Below are 15,725 nucleotides of genomic sequence, written 5' to 3'. Positions count from 1 at the left end.
TGCCACATAACGTCCCGTCGCTTGGCGAGGTTGGGGATTTTTAAACCGTGTATTTTCGACTAAACGAAGATATGATAAAAACCGTTAATTCCACTAAAGCCCCAATCTTGCCAAACGGCTGTTGGTAGCAGTTAATCTTGATAGAACTTTTCTTTTAATCTGTTTGGAACTTTCTTTTGAAATATTTGTGTGATTACAAGTGTTAACATTAATCCACAAGTGAATAGAACCATAATTTTCAAAAAAAATGGCATTGTTGAAATAAAAGAGAAGTACCCAAAAATAGAGAAAAATCCAATTCCTATATATTTCCAAAATTCTTTTTCTCTTTTTTCTGACTTACGCCCAAAATCATTTATTCTTTTCATTTCTCCGCCACCAATAACTTTTCCCATAACACTTATAGAGTCCGAATTAATTCCAGAATGTATTATTTTTATAATAAAACCTGAGTTAGCTTCTAAAAAGTTAAAGTTGCAAATTATAGAATTATCAATTTTATGTAATTCTAAAGTTGAATCTTTATCTTTTAAAATTATTTCACTTTCATATATTGTATTAATTCGGCTTAGGTTTATTCTAAATTTATTCGAGTTAGGAATATCTTTTTCCCATATAGTATCATTGCCTGCATTCCAAATAGCTACTTTAGTAACTGTAAGGTTTTTAATTTCACTGTCTTTATAAATTATTTTTATATCATTTACTTTGTTGTTTATACTTTCGGATATGATATTTAGACCAGAAATTTCAAAAGCAGGATTTTTCTTTCTCGAACCTTTTAAGTAAAAAATAATTGACAAAACAATTCCAAAAATTCCAATTAAGAGTCCAGATAAAGTGCTTATTTCCATTGTTTTATGTTTAATTGCTACCAACGTCCTCGCGCCTCATGCAGTTTGCAGCTTTTGGATGCGATTATTTTATTCTTTACGAATATACAATTAAAAACGGTAATTCCACAGAATCTGCAAATTGCTTGAGACGTGTGTTATGTGGCGTAGCAATAGCCACAAAGTACTTCTATCTTGCTTTTTTTGGCGGGAATTCTCTTTAAAAAGAGAAACATTTTCCATTTAAAAAATACATTATTGAGTAGTTTTTCTTATAAAATTAAAGATTATTTTTTATAAAATAAACACTCTGAAAATATCATTACACACTTTTGACGTCGCAAAAAAAATCCGTTTCAATTCCGTCTAACCTTTTTCTCTTTTGGGCTTAAATTTCTGGTCACTCTCTTTTATACAACTTATTTTGATTGATTTTTTCGGTTTTAAATTGCAACATTTATTCCTTTTATACTTTATTTTCCTTAAATATTATTTAGTGAAAAATTATACTAATTCGCCCGATTTTCGGCAATAAAAAGCCGTTTCTAAGAGAATAGGAGAGGAGTTTTGACTTACATTACTTTTAAAAAATAGATGCTTAAAAACGTTAATTTTCTATTTTAAAAACGAATTTTCGGAGCTATGCCACATAACGTCTTCGCGCCTCATGCAGTTTGCAGATTTTGGATACGATTATTTTCTTCATTACGAATATACAATTAAAAACGGTAATTCCACCGAATCTGCAAATTGCTTGAGACGTGTGTTATGTGGCGTAGCAATAGCCACAAAGTACTTCTATCTTGCTTTTTTTGCGGAAATTCTCTTTAAAAACAGAAACATTTTCCATTTAAAAAACACATTATTGAGTGGTTTTTCTTATAAAATTAAAGATTTTCTTTCGTAAAATAAACACTCTGAAAATATCATCACACACTTTTGACGTCGCAAAAAAAATCCGTTTCAATTGCGTCTAACCTTTTTCTCTTTTGGGCTTAAATTCCTGTTCACTCTCTTTTATGCAACTTATTTTGATTGATTTTTTCTGTTTTAAATTGCAACATTTATTCCTTTTATACTTTATTTTCCTTAAATATTATTTGGTGAAAAATTATACTAATTCGCCCGATTTTTCGGCAATAAAAAGCCGTTTCTAAGAGAAAAGGAGGGGAGTTTTGACTTACATTACTTTTAAAAAATACATTCTTAAAAACGTTAATTTTCTATTTAAAAAACGAATTTTCGGAGCTATGCCACATAACGTTTCGTGGCTTCAAGAAGTGGGGAATTTCGTAACCGCATATTTTCTTCTAAGATAATATTTCTTGCGGAAGAAATAAATCAATTTAGCACATTTTTCGCCATTTCTTGAAACCGCTGTTAGCCGTTCGGTTTTTTCTACCAACTTTCTTTACCCCAATTATCATTCTCGCAACTTTCGTATGCAAATTTAACCCATCTACCTACAATATCTTCTCCTTTTGTATGAAAACCATTCTGTTCATACGAGTAGTTTTCTAATGGTGAGCCAACTAGCGGTGTAAATCTAGTGAATTGTAGACGTTCAGGTTTTAATACTTTAGCTAGTTCTATACTTTGAATTACTGTTTCATCTGTTTCACCAGGTAATCCTAAAACAAAGCCTATACTTCTTGATATGTTGTTTTCTTTCAATATTTTTGCGCCATTAACTAACTTTTCTATGGTTGTGCCTTTTTGGACATTATCTAAAATTATTTGCGCCCCACTTTCAAAACCTAAATAAGTTTGATGACAACCTGCTTCACTCATAACTTTTGCCATTTCCTCGTCTATATGATCGGCTCGAGCATTACAAAACCAAGTAATTTTTATTTTATTTTTTATTATCTCTTTACATAAATTAATTGTTCTTTTACGATTAATTGTAAATACATCATCAACAAATGAAATTTCATTTACACCTAATTCAAAGTGTAAATATTTCAGTTCTTTTATTACTTTATCAACACTCCAACTTCTTATTTTTTTTCCCATTACAGCTGGACTACTGCAAAAACCACATTTATATGGGCATCCTCTTGTTGTCATCATTGTAACCATCGGACTACTTTTAGAGTCTGGACACCAATAATTTTTGATTGGCATTTTTGAAAGATTTGGAAAAGGTAAATTTTCGAAATTTTCTACTTTCAAAATTTCATCAGAAATATGATATTTATCATTTAATCTTTCACAAACTCCACTTAAATTTAAATTATTTTTATTGTTTAAGAGGTTTTCAATCAATTCATTAATAATTACTTCTCCTTCACCTCTAACAATATATTTTACGCTTGGACATTTGTCAAAAGTATCTCTTGGACTTAAGCTTGGATGTGGACCACCAACTATAACAATTGCACCAATTGATTTAGCAAACTTTGCCCAATTTTCAACAATTACAAGAGTGAATGATGTTGCTGAAAGACCAATAATTTTAGGTTTTTTTCGTATTAATTTTGTTTGAGTTTCTTCAATGTTTAACCCTTCTCCTTCTGCATCAAATACTTCTATTACATCATTTTTGTCTACTGCTGCCAATTGACAAAGCCCTAATGGTGGATAAACCGAACCTGACCTTGTGAATGTTTTACATAAGTTTGGTGGTTGTAATAAAATTACTAAATTGTTCAGTTTATTCATTTTAAATGTTGTTCTAATATATTTACCGTTTCTTCAATTGTTAATTTAGATGTATCAATTAATATTGCACTAATTGCTTTTTTTAAAGGCGAATTTTTTCTATTTTCATCTTCAAGATCTCTTTTTTGGATTTCTATTTTAATTTTATTTATTTCTTTTGAATTTCTTTCTAAAGCCAATCTATTTGCTCGTATATCTATATCTGCAATAAAGAAAAATTTAAAATCTGCATTTGGGAAAACTTTTGTTCCGATATCTCTACCCTCAATTATGATATTTTTATATTTTGAATTTATTTCTGAAATATAATCATTCACTTTGTCTCTTACAAATTGCAATTTTGCAATCTCTGTTCCAAACTTACTGATTTCAATAGTTTTAAAAATTGAAATATTTTCGTTTATTTTTTGTAGATCAAAATTATAGTGATTTATTAATAATTTTATTTGTTCTTCTTTATTTTTGAAATTAATTAAATCTATTTTATTTTTCAAAATTTCGTGAGTGATTGCTCTATACAGAAGTCCACTATTTATATATGAAAAGTTAATTTTTTTTGATAATAAAAGAGCTATTGTACTTTTACCTGTGCAAGATTTTCCATCAATTGTAATTATCATTTTCGACTTTTTTTGCGTGATTTTGGGTAAACTGACGGCTAACGTCTTCGCGCCTCATGCAGTTTGCAGCTTTTGGATGCGATTATTTTCTTCATTACGAATATACAATTAAAAACGGTAATTCCACAGAATCTGCAAATTGCTTGAGACGTGTGTTATGTGGCGTAGCAATAGCCACAAAGTACTTCTATCTCGTTTTTATTTGCGGGAATTATCTTTAAAAACAGAAACATTTTCCATTTAAAAAACACATTATTGAGTAGTTTTTCTTATAAAATTAAAGATTTTATTTTGTAAAATAAACACTCTGAAAATACCATTATACACTTTTGACGTCGCAAAAAAAATCCGTTTCAATTCCGTATAACCTTTTTCGCTTTTGGGCTTAAATTTCTGGTCACTCTCTTTTATGCAACTTATTTTGATTGATTTTTTCGGCTTTAAATCGCAACATTTATTCCTTTTATACTTTATTTTCCTTAAATATTATTTGGTGAAAAATTATACTAATTCGACCGATTTTTCAGTGATAAAAAACCGTTTCTAAGAGAAAAGGAGGGGAGTTTTGACTTACATTACTTTTAAAAAATATATACTTAAAAACGTTAATTTTCTATTTTAAAAATGAATTTTCGGAGCTATGCCACATAACGTTCCCGCCTTAACTAGTTTGCAGGCTTATGATACGGATGTTTTTCTTCGAAACGAATATACAATTAAAAACGATAATTCCACAGAATCTGCAAATTAGTTAAGACGATTGTTATGGGCTGGTTTTTTCTTCACAAACCTAAAAACGCAAATATTTTTTGGCTTTAAATTCGAGATTTTTTTATTTAGATACTCACTTTGTAAAGAACAAATCACACTTTTTTAATTTTTCACGTAACGCTGGTAAAATCCTGTTTTAAGATTTAAATCCGAGATTTTTCTTATTTGTAAAATCACTTTGTAAAACACAAATTACACTCATTTAATTTTTTCGTAAAGCGGATAAAATGCCGTTTGCGCTTCAACTTTTGGGATTTTCTTGTTTGAAAAATCACTCTGTAAACCGCAAATCACGCTGTTTTATGTCATTATTTTGTTTTGAATTATTTTCAGGTTGGAAATAATATTCTTTAAACAACAAAATATTTTTTTTTGGCTTTTAAAAATCCAGTTATTTTGCGTTTTTTTAGGAATTAAGAACCCTAAACTTTAAAATTATAAACAGTTTTTTCTTATAAAAACGGCTTTATCTGCGCAAAATGGGCAAAACTAGCCCATAACGTTCCCGCCTTAACTAGTTTGCAGGCTTTGGATACGGATGTTTTTCTTCATAACGAATATACAATTAAAAACGGTAATTCCACAGAATCTGCAAATTAGTTAAGACGATTGTTATGGGCTGGTTTTTTCTTCACAAACCTAAAAACACAAACAAATTCCTACTTTAAATTCGAGATTTTTTTATTTAGATTCTCACTCTTTAAAAAACAAATCACTCTATTTCAGCTTTTTAATTTTCCTTGTTGATTTTTTTTAAGATTTAAATCCGAGGTTTTTCTTATTTGAATAATCACTTTGTAAGGAACAAATTATACTCATTTAATTTTTTCCGTAAAGCTGATAAAATGCCGTTTGCGCTTCAACTTGGGGATTTTATTGTTTGAAAAAATCACTCTGCAAACCACAAATCACGCTGTTTTATGTCATTATTTTGTTTTGGATTATTTTCTATTTTTAAATAACACTCTTTAAACAACAAAATATTTTTTTTGGATTTTAAGAATCCATTTTTTTGCGCTTTTTTTAAGAATTTAGAACTCCAAACCTTAAAATTATAAACAGTTTTTTCTTATAAAAACGGCATTATCTGCGCAAAATGGGCAAAACTAGCCCATAACGTTCCCGCCTTAACTAGTTTGCAGGCTTTGGATACGGATGTTTTTCTTCATAACGAATATACAATTAAAAACGGTAATTCCACAGAATCTGCAAATTAGTTAAGACGATTGTTATGGGCTGGTTTTTTCTTCACAAACCTAAAAACACAAACAAATTCCTACTTTAAATTCGAGATTTTTTTATTTAGATTCTCACTCTTTAAAAAACAAATCACTCTATTTCAGCTTTTTAATTTTCCTTGTTGATTTTTTTTAAGATTTAAATCCGAGGTTTTTCTTATTTGAATAATCACTTTGTAAGGAACAAATTATACTCATTTAATTTTTTCCGTAAAGCTGATAAAATGCCGTTTGCGCTTCAACTTGGGGATTTTATTGTTTTAAAAAATCACTCTGTAAACCACAAATCACGCTGTTTTAGGTCATTATTTTGTTTTGGATTATTTTCTGTTTTTAAGCAATACTCTTTAAACAATATAACCTTTTTTTTGGATTTTAAGAATCCAGTTTTTTATACACTTTTTTAGGAATTAAGAACTCTAAACCTTAAAATTATAAACAGTTTTTTCTTAATTAAAAGGTTAATTATGCGCGATTTGGGCGCAACTTGCCTACAACGATTTGCAGCTTGGCGAAGTGGCGGATTTAGAAGCACTTACTTTCAAATTAGCACAAAACTTCATTTGAAAACCGAATGTTCAATTTAGCACTGAACCCGCCATTTTGCCAAACTGCTGTTGGCAGAAGTAAATTTTTAGTTCTTTATAAATTTTATTGTTTTATTTTTATCTATTGTCAAAAAGTAAATACCTTTTTCAAAGCTTTGTAAGTCAATAGTAGGTTTTTGATATTTAAATTGCTTGATAATTCTACCGCTAAAATCAGAAATTGTGATTTCACTATTTTTCAAAACATTTTGCAAAGTTAAATAGTTTGATGTTGGATTTGGATAAATTGAAACTTGATTTTCAATATCAAAATTTGCCGTTGATAAATTTGTTAAACTTATTTTTGATATTTTATTTGTGTCTCGTTGAGATAGAAAAAGAAATGCTCCGTTGTTTACTAAACCATAAACACCACCTAAACTAGTAGCAACGTCACTAACTATTTGATTTGTAATATTCATTTTTGATAATTTTCCTGACCCATAATTAGCAAAATATAATTCAGACCCCACTAAATTCAAAAACGCGGGTTCATTAAATCCACTGCCCATTTGAGTAACTACAGGTACAGCTGCCGTTAAGTCAACTTTTGAAATAACATTTGTGTCAAATTCAGAAAAATAAAGAATATTATTGCTTATTACTAAACCTGTTGGTCCAGATAAACCGATTAAATAATCTGTCTTCACTAAAGTTGTTAAGTTTAATTTTGAAATTTTTTGAGCATTATATTCAGCAATATATAAATAGTCGCCGTCAATTACAATTCCTGTCGGTTCTAGTACTCCTGTAATAACAGTTTCAACAATTGGTGTTGCAGAAGAAATGTCGATTTTTGAAATTTTGTCAGCATCAATTTCTGCAATATATAATGTATTCCCACTAATTGCTAAACCGTCTGGTCCCGAAAGCCCTGTAACAACGTCTGTTTTTGTTGGCGAAGCAGAAGAAATATCTATTTTAGAAATTTTATTTGCCCCAAAAGCTTCTGCAATGTATAATGTGTTTCCAGAAATAGCAAGACCCGCAGGATCAGTCAATCCAGTTGTTACTACATCAATTACTTGAGCGTTTAAATTAATTGTCAGTAATGTTAATAGAATAAATAATTTTTGTTTCATAAATTTGATTTTAATTTTGTTTTTGTGTTTTTTGATTTTATTTCTGCCAACGTCCTCGCGCCTCATGCAGTTTGCAGCTTTTGGATGCGATTATTTTATTCTTTACGAATATACAATTAAAAACGGTAATTCCACAGAATCTGCAAATTGCTTGAGACGTGTGTTATGTGGCGTAGCAATAGCCACAAAGTACTTCTTATCTTGCTTTTTTTGGCGGGAATTCTCTTTAAAAAGATAAACATTTTCCATTTAAAAAATACATTATTGAGTGGTTTTCCTTATAAAATTAAAGGTTTTATTTTGTAAAATAAACACTCTGAAAATACCATTACACACTTTTGACGTCGCAAAAAAAATCCGTTTCAATTCCGTTTAACCTTTTTCGCTTTTGGGCTTAAATTTCTGTTCACTCTCTTTTATGCAACTTATTTTGATTGATTTTTTCTGTTTTAAATTGCAACATTTATTCCTTTTATACTTTATTTTCCTTAAATATTATTTGGTGAAAAATTATACTAATTCGCCCGATTTTTCGGTGATAAAAAGCCGTTTCTAAGAGAAAAGGAGGGGAGTTTTGACTTACATTACTTTTAAAAAAATATATACTTAAAAACGTTAATTTTCTATTTAAAAAACGAATTTTCGGAGCTATGCCACATAACGTTCCCGCCTTAACTAGTTTGCAGGCTTTGGATTCGGATGTTTTTCTTCATAACCAATATACAATTAAAAACGGTAATTCCACAGAATCTGCAAATTAGTTAAGACGATTGTTATGGGCTGGTTTTTTCTTCACAAACCTAAAAACGCAAATATTTTTGGCTTTAAATTCGAGATTTTTTTTATTTAGATTTTCACTTTCTAAAGAACAAATCACTCTTTTTTAATTTTTCTCGTAACGCTGGTAAAATCCTGTTTTAAGATTTAAATCCGAGATTTTTCTTATTTGGATAATCACTTTGTAAGGAACAAATTACACTCATTTAATTTTTTGCGTCACGCTGATAAAATTCCGTTTGCGCTTCAAATTTGGGATTTTATTGTTTGAAAAATCACTCTGTAAACCGCAAATCACGCTGTTTTATGTCATTATTTTGTTTTGGAGTTATTTTCTGTTTTTTAGTTATATTCTTTAAACAACAAAATGTTTTTTTTTAGATTTTAAGAATCCAGTTTTTTTGCGTTTTTTAAAGAATTTAGAACTCTAAACCTTAAAATTATAAGCAGTTTTTTCTTATAAAAACGGCTTTATCTGCGCAAAATGGGCAAAACTAGCCCATAACGTTCCCGCCTTAACTAGTTTGCAGGCTTTGGATACGGATGTTTTTCTTCATAACGAATATACAATTAAAAACGATAATTCCACAGAATCTGCAAATTAGTTAAGACGATTGTTATGGGCTGGTTTTTTCTTCACAAACCTAAAAACGCAAATATTTTTCGGCTTTAAATTCGAGATTTTTTTATTTAGATACTCACTTTGTAAAGAACAAATCACACTTTTTTAATTTTTCACGTAACGCTGGTAAAATCCTGTTTTAAGATTTAAATCTGAGATTTTTCTTATTTGCAAAATCACTTTGTAAAACACAAATTACACTCATTTAATTTTTTACGTCACGATGATAAAATGCCGTTTGCGCTTCAACTTGGGGATTTTCTTGTTTGAAAAATCACTCTGTAAACCGCAAATCACGCTGTTTTATGTCATTATTTTGTTTTGGAGTTATTTTCTGTTTTTTAGTTATATTCTTTAAACAACAAAATGTTTTTTTTTTAGATTTTAAGAATCCAGTTTTTTTGCGTTTTTTTAAGAATTTAGAACGCTAAACCTTAAAATTACAAACAGTTTTTTCTTATAAAAACGGCTTTATCTGCGCAAAATGGGCAAAACTAGCCCATAACGTTCCCGCCTTAACTAGTTTGCAGGCTTTGGATACGGATGTTTTTCTTCATAACGAATATACAATTAAAAACGGTAATTCCACAGAATCTGCAAATTAGTTAAGACGATTGTTATGGGCTGTTTTTTTCTTCACAAACCTAAAAACGCAAATATTTTTTGGCTTTAAATTCGAGATTTTTTTATTTAGATTTTCACTTTCTAAAGAACAAATCACTCTTTTTTAATTTTTCACGTAACGCTGGTAAAATCCTGTTTTAAGATTTAAATCCGAGATTTTTCTTATTTGTAAAATCACTTTGTAAAACACAAATTACACTCATTTAATTTTTCGTCAAGTGGGTAAAATGCCGTTTGCGCTTCAACTTTTGGGATTTTCTTGTTTGAAAAATCACTCTGTAAACCGCAAATCACGCTGTTTTATGTCATTATTTTGTTTTGAATTATTTTCAGGTTGGAAATAATATTCTTTAAACAACAAAATCTTTTTTTTTTTGATTTTAAGAATCCATTTTTTTGCGTTTTTTTAGGAATTAAGAACTCTAAACCTTAAAATTATAAACAGTTTTTTCTTATAAAAACGGCTTTATCTGCGCAAAATGGGCAAAACTAGCCCATAACGTCTCGTGGCTTGGCGTCAGTTGGGGATTTGGTTAGCCAAATGTATCGATTTAAGACCGAACTTCCAAGTACAAAACCAACCTATGAGTTTGCCTAAAACCCCAATTGCGCCAAACCGCTGTTGGCAGTAGTCTTTTTTTTAATATTTTGTTTCATTCTGTAACCTTTTTTCAACCATTTATATTGCAAATATGCTAATAAATAATTTACAATAGTTTTTTTATTTGGTTTAAATAATTTTGGTTCTAAATCTAAATTATAAATTTCACTTATTATTTTGTTGCCAAGCCCATATCTAATAAATCTATTTTTAAAATCGGAAATTCCACCACCAAAATTATGTTTTGAAACGCTATCAAAAGCGTACGAAAGTTCGCCTATATTTAGAAATTTAAAACCCAAATCAATATCTTCACCGCCAGCAATTTTGATTTCTTCATTAAATCCTCCGACAATTTCAAACGCTTTTTTCCAAACTAAACAATTTGCAGTTACTAAATAATCTGGTCGTGGTTTCTTTCCGTTTTGATAAACTTCTGGTGGAATTAATATTTCTTGCTCTTCGTAATACTTTGAAATTAAATCTTTACTTTCAGAAATAATATTTCCAGCATAGCCGATAGAATAATTTTGGTTTTTCAAATATCCAGTTAGTAAATTTGCAGTAGGAATACAATCACTATCAGTAAAAAGTATCCATTCAGATTTCACACTTTCAACGCCAAAATTTCTTGCACTTGCAGGTCCAATTTTAGAGCAACTTAAAATTTTTATAGTTAGAGGATATTTTTTAGTTTCAATTTTCAAACTTGGTTTTGAATTATTGTCGACTATTATTATTTCTTTCGGATAATTTTCTGATTTATGAGTTTTGAAAAATTGTTCTAAAAATAATTCAATTCCATTTTGATTATTTTTAACTGGAATTACGATTGTGATTTCATTTGTTGATTTCAGTAATTCAGATTTTATATTATTTGTTTTGGTTGGTTTAAATCCCAACCTACTTATCATTGTCATAAATCCAATCTATAAATTTTATAAATTTTAATTTTTTGCGGTTTTCGAGGCAAGATTACTGCCAACGTTCTCGCGCTTCTAGACGTTTGCGACTTTCGAAGACGAGTATTTTCGGCTAAACGAAAATACGATAAAAAACGGTAATTCCAATAAATTCGCAAATGTCTAGAAACGTGTGTTGGCGGTAGTTATTTTCAATTCCAAATCCCTTTCGATTTTTGTACTTTAATTATTTCTACCATTTTATCTTTAAAATATTGAGGTTCTTTATTTAAAATCTCTTTCATATTTTCATTTTTGTCTTTTAGTGATTCAAGATGCTTTTTTACGAGTTTGTCTTGATTCGCATTTGAACATAATGACCATTTTGCCGAGGCTCCAGCCAAAAATAAATTAATGTCTGCTCTTTCATTTTCATAAGGTAAATTTGAAATTATGTTGTCAATATATTTTACATTTCCTGTCGCAAAATAAGAAGCCCAATTCATATCATTATATTCTGTTGTAATTTTTGCTTTTGAGTAAAGTATGTCAATATCAGATGAACTAAGAGTCATAATTAATTCTTTAATTTCTGGCTTTTCAATTTTATCTATATTCTTTACGAAAGATTTTTTTACATTTTTATCATTTAAAAAGAGTGCTCCAAAAAAACCAGTCAGTATTGGTTCTAATCTTTTATAACTCATTGTTGAATGATTTACAAAATCGATTGTTTTGTCAACTAAGTCTTTGTCTTTATATAGATAATATGTTTGTAAAATTTCTGAAAAATTTCTTTCCGAAGATTGCCCATAAGAAGAAGTTGATACAAAAAAAATCAAGAAAAAGATACTAATTACTTTTGTTGTTTTCATAGTTTAATTTTAATATTTCCGTCGTTTTTTTATAATTACCGCCAACGTCCTCGCGCCTCATGCAGTTTGCAGCTTTTAGATGTGATTATTTTCTTTATAACGAATATACAATTAAAAACGGTAATTCCATCGAATCTGCAAATTGCTTGAGACGTGTGTTATGTGGCGTAGCAATATCCACAAAGTACTTCTATCTTGTTTTTATTTGCGGGAATTCTCTTTAAAAACAGAAACATTTTCCATTTAAAAAACACATTATTGAGTAGTTTTTCTTATAAATTAAAGATTGTATTTTGTAAAATAAACACTCTGAAAATATAATTACACACTTTTGACGTCGCAAAGAAAATCCGTTTCAATTCCGTTTAACCTTTTTCGCTTTTGGACTTAAATTTCTGTTCACTCTCTTTTATGCAACTTATTTTGATTGATTTTTTCAGTTTTAAATTGCAACATTTATTCCTTTTATACTTTATTTTCCTTAAATATTATTTGGTGAAAAATTATACTAATTCGCCCGATTTTTCGGTGATAAAAAGCCGTTTCTAAGAGAAAAGAAGGGAGGTTTTGACTTACATTACTTTTAAAAAATATATACTTAAAAACGTTAATTTTCTATTTTAAAAACGAATTTTTGGAGCTATGCCACATAACGTCCTCGCGCCTCATGCAGTTTGCAGCTTTTGGATGCGATTATTTTCTGCGTAACGAATATACAATTAAAAACGGTAATTCCACCGAATCTGCAAATTGCTTGAGACGTGTGTTATGTGGCGTAGCAATAGCCACAAAGTACTTCTATCTTGCTTTTTTTGGCACGAATTCTCTTTAAAAACAGAAACATTTTCCATTTAAAAAACACATTATTAAGTAGTTTTTCTTATAAAATTAAAGATTGTCTTTTATAAAATAAACACTCTGAAAATATCATTACACACTTTTGAAGTCGCAAAAAAAATCCGTTTCAATTCCATCAAACCTTTTTCCCTTTTGGGCTTAAATTTCTGGTCACTCTCTTTTATGCAACTTATTTTGATTGATTTTTTCGGTTTTAAATCGCAACATTTATTCCTTTTATACTTTATTTTCCTTAAATATATTATTTGGTGAAAAATTATACTAATTCGCCCGATTTTTCGGCAATAAAAAGCCGTTTCTAAGAGAAAAGGAGGGAGGTTTTAACTTACATTACTTTTAAAAAATATATGCTTAAAAACGTTAATTTTCTATTTTAAAAACGAATTTTCGGAGCTATGCCACATAACGTCGTTCCCGCCTTAACTAGTTTGCAGGCTTTGGATACGGATGTTTTTCTTCATAACGAATATACAATTAAAAACGATAATTCCACAGAATCTGCAAATTAGTTAAGGCGATTGTTGTAGGCTGGTTGTTTTCTTCATAAACCTAAAAACACAAACAAATTCCTACTTTAAATTCGAGATTTTTTTATTTAGATTCTCACTCTTTAAAAAACAAATCACTCTATTTCAGCTTTTTAATTTTCCTTATTGATTTTTTTAAGATTTAAACCCGAGGTTTTTCTTATTTGGATAATCACTTTGTAAAACACAAATCACACTCATTTAATTTTTTACGTTACGGTGATAAAATGCCGTTTGCGCTTCAACTTGGGAATTTTATTGCTTGAAAAATCACTCTGTAAACCGCAAATCACGCTGTTTTATGTCATTATTTTGTTTTGGATTATTTTCTGTTTTTTAGTTATATTCTTTAAACAACAAAATGTTTTTTTTTGGCTTTTAAGAATCCAGTTTTTTGCGTTTTTTTAGGAATTAAGAACCCTAAACTTTAAAATTATAAACAGTTTTTTCTTAATTAAAAGGTTAATTATGCGCGATTTGGGCGCAACTTGCCTACAACGTCCTCGCGCCTCATGCAGTTTGCAGCTTTTGGATGCGATTATTTTATTCTTTACGAATATACAATTAAAAACGGTAATTCCACAGAATCTGCAAATTGCTTGAGACGTGTGTTATGTGGCGTAGCAATAGCCACAAAGTACTTCTATCTTGCTTTTTTTGGCGGGAATTCTCTTTAAAAAGAGAAACATTTTCCATTTAAAAAATACATTATTGAGTAGTTTTTCTTATAAAATTAAAGATTATTTTTTATAAAATAAACACTCTGAAAATATCATTACACACTTTTGACGTCGCAAAAAAAATCCGTTTCAATTCCGTCTAACCTTTTTCTCTTTTGGGCTTAAATTTCTGGTCACTCTCTTTTATACAACTTATTTTGATTGATTTTTTCGGTTTTAAATTGCAACATTTATTCCTTTTATACTTTATTTTCCTTAAATATTATTTAGTGAAAAATTATACTAATTCGCCCGATTTTCGGCAATAAAAAGCCGTTTCTAAGAGAATAGGAGAGGAGTTTTGACTTACATTACTTTTAAAAAATAGATGCTTAAAAACGTTAATTTTCTATTTTAAAAACGAATTTTCGGAGCTATGCCACATAACGTTCTCGCGCCTTGCGCCGTTTGCGACTTACGAAGACGAGTATTTTCGGCTGAACGAAAATACGATAAAAAAACGATAATTCCACTAAATTCGCAAATGGCGCAAGACGTGTGTTAGCGGTCGGGCTTTTACGTTCTATGGATACTCAAATCCAAATTCAATTCTTTCTAGTTTATCATTTTTCAGCATATATGTTGCGTAATAAATTGGCATATTATTACTTTTTAGTAATTTTGTTTTGCTGTCAGCTGGACTTTCAAGTCTGTAATTAAGTGTAATCGAAGTTTGTACGCTGTCTTTTGCTACATAACAATTTCCAAGTTTTTCAATAATTTCTTTTTTGTTTATTCCTAATTTAATTCCTTTTTCGGTTTCAAATTCCTTTGAATTTATTTTTTTGTAGTTGTGATTTGAGTTTTTAAAATAAGAAATTTTAAAAATACTTATTTGGTTATGTAAATCTCCAGGATGTACCGTTAAACTAAGTTTTTGATTATTGTCTCTAGAAATAAAAATATGAGAAGAGTCACCTTGTAATTTCGTCTTTTCTCCCAAAATTTTTATAGTACTTTCAACATTACGAATTTTAATTCCAATAACTGAAGTATCAGGATTAGAAAAGGAACAATTAATCTGCTTTAAATCCTTCTGTTTTTCATATTCTTCTCTTATATCTTTGTCGGCTTCTGGAACTAATTCAAATCGGTCAGATTTATCAACAGTATTATTGTTCGAATTATTGCAGTTTGCAAATAGTGTAATTGCCATTATTGATATAAATATTCTCTTCATTTTCAGTTGATTAGTTCCGTTTTTTTTTGCCTGACCGCTAACGTTCCCGCCTTAACTAGTTTGCAGGCTTTGGATACGGATGTTTTTCTTTATAACGAATATACAATTAAAAACGATAATTCCACAGAATCTGCAAATTAGTTAAGGCGATTGTTGTAGGCTGGTTGTTTTCTTTATAAACCTAAGAACACAAACAAATCCCTACTTTAAATTCGAGATTTTTTTATTTAGATTCTCACTATTTA

Annotated in this window: 7 protein-coding genes; all 7 read right to left on the bottom strand. The window is 29.3% G+C overall.

Annotation, left to right across the window (positions count from 1 at the left end; translation table 11 throughout):
* Positions 1 to 131: 131 nt before the first annotated feature.
* On the bottom strand, positions 132 to 854 hold the full coding sequence (locus tag LB076_RS12050) for a hypothetical protein (protein ID WP_070786804.1): 723 nt from the start codon (positions 852 to 854) through the stop codon (positions 132 to 134).
* Positions 855 to 2,231: 1,377 nt separating this feature from the next.
* The gene (locus tag LB076_RS12040; RefSeq protein ID WP_066335156.1) at positions 2,232 to 3,497 is read right to left on the bottom strand and encodes a B12-binding domain-containing radical SAM protein; all 1,266 of its coding nucleotides are present in this window, start codon (positions 3,495 to 3,497) and stop codon (positions 2,232 to 2,234) included.
* Positions 3,494 to 4,117 (bottom strand): (d)CMP kinase, encoded by a 624-nt coding sequence (cmk, locus tag LB076_RS12035; protein WP_066335159.1) that lies wholly within the window; start codon positions 4,115 to 4,117, stop codon positions 3,494 to 3,496. The genes LB076_RS12040 and cmk overlap by 4 nt, the downstream gene beginning before the upstream one ends.
* A 2,643-nt stretch (positions 4,118 to 6,760) precedes the next feature.
* On the bottom strand, positions 6,761 to 7,795 hold the full coding sequence (locus LB076_RS12030; RefSeq protein WP_157776689.1) for a T9SS type A sorting domain-containing protein: 1,035 nt from the start codon (positions 7,793 to 7,795) through the stop codon (positions 6,761 to 6,763).
* A 2,617-nt stretch (positions 7,796 to 10,412) separates the two neighbouring features.
* Entirely contained in the window at positions 10,413 to 11,339 is a 927-nt protein-coding gene (locus LB076_RS12025; RefSeq protein WP_078055253.1) for a glycosyltransferase family 2 protein, read from the bottom strand.
* Positions 11,340 to 11,533: 194 nt separating this feature from the next.
* Positions 11,534 to 12,196 (bottom strand): hypothetical protein, encoded by a 663-nt coding sequence (locus tag LB076_RS12020; RefSeq protein ID WP_066336511.1) that lies wholly within the window; start codon positions 12,194 to 12,196, stop codon positions 11,534 to 11,536.
* 2,627 nt (positions 12,197 to 14,823) lie between these two features.
* The gene (locus tag LB076_RS12015; protein ID WP_157776688.1) at positions 14,824 to 15,480 is read right to left on the bottom strand and encodes a hypothetical protein; all 657 of its coding nucleotides are present in this window, start codon (positions 15,478 to 15,480) and stop codon (positions 14,824 to 14,826) included.
* Positions 15,481 to 15,725: the final 245 nt, after the last annotated feature.

The sequence above is a fragment of the Flavobacterium crassostreae genome, assembly GCF_001831475.1.
In the GTDB taxonomy this organism is placed as follows: Bacteria; Bacteroidota; Bacteroidia; order Flavobacteriales; family Flavobacteriaceae; genus Flavobacterium; species Flavobacterium crassostreae.
The sequence above is the reverse complement of the archived record's forward strand: the minus strand, read 5'-3'. Positions and strand labels throughout refer to the sequence as shown.

What these genes read in the sequence shown, in the direction of transcription:
- LB076_RS12050 (WP_070786804.1), bottom strand. Translation starts at nt 854, where the DNA reads ATGGAAATAAGCACTTTATCTGGACTCTTAATTGGAATTTTTGGAATT.
- LB076_RS12040 (WP_066335156.1), bottom strand. Translation starts at nt 3,497, where the DNA reads ATGAATAAACTGAACAATTTAGTAATTTTATTACAACCACCAAACTTA.
- cmk (WP_066335159.1), bottom strand. Translation starts at nt 4,117, where the DNA reads ATGATAATTACAATTGATGGAAAATCTTGCACAGGTAAAAGTACAATA.
- LB076_RS12030 (WP_157776689.1), bottom strand. Translation starts at nt 7,795, where the DNA reads ATGAAACAAAAATTATTTATTCTATTAACATTACTGACAATTAATTTA.
- LB076_RS12025 (WP_078055253.1), bottom strand. Translation starts at nt 11,339, where the DNA reads ATGACAATGATAAGTAGGTTGGGATTTAAACCAACCAAAACAAATAAT.
- LB076_RS12020 (WP_066336511.1), bottom strand. Translation starts at nt 12,196, where the DNA reads ATGAAAACAACAAAAGTAATTAGTATCTTTTTCTTGATTTTTTTTGTA.
- LB076_RS12015 (WP_157776688.1), bottom strand. Translation starts at nt 15,480, where the DNA reads ATGAAGAGAATATTTATATCAATAATGGCAATTACACTATTTGCAAAC.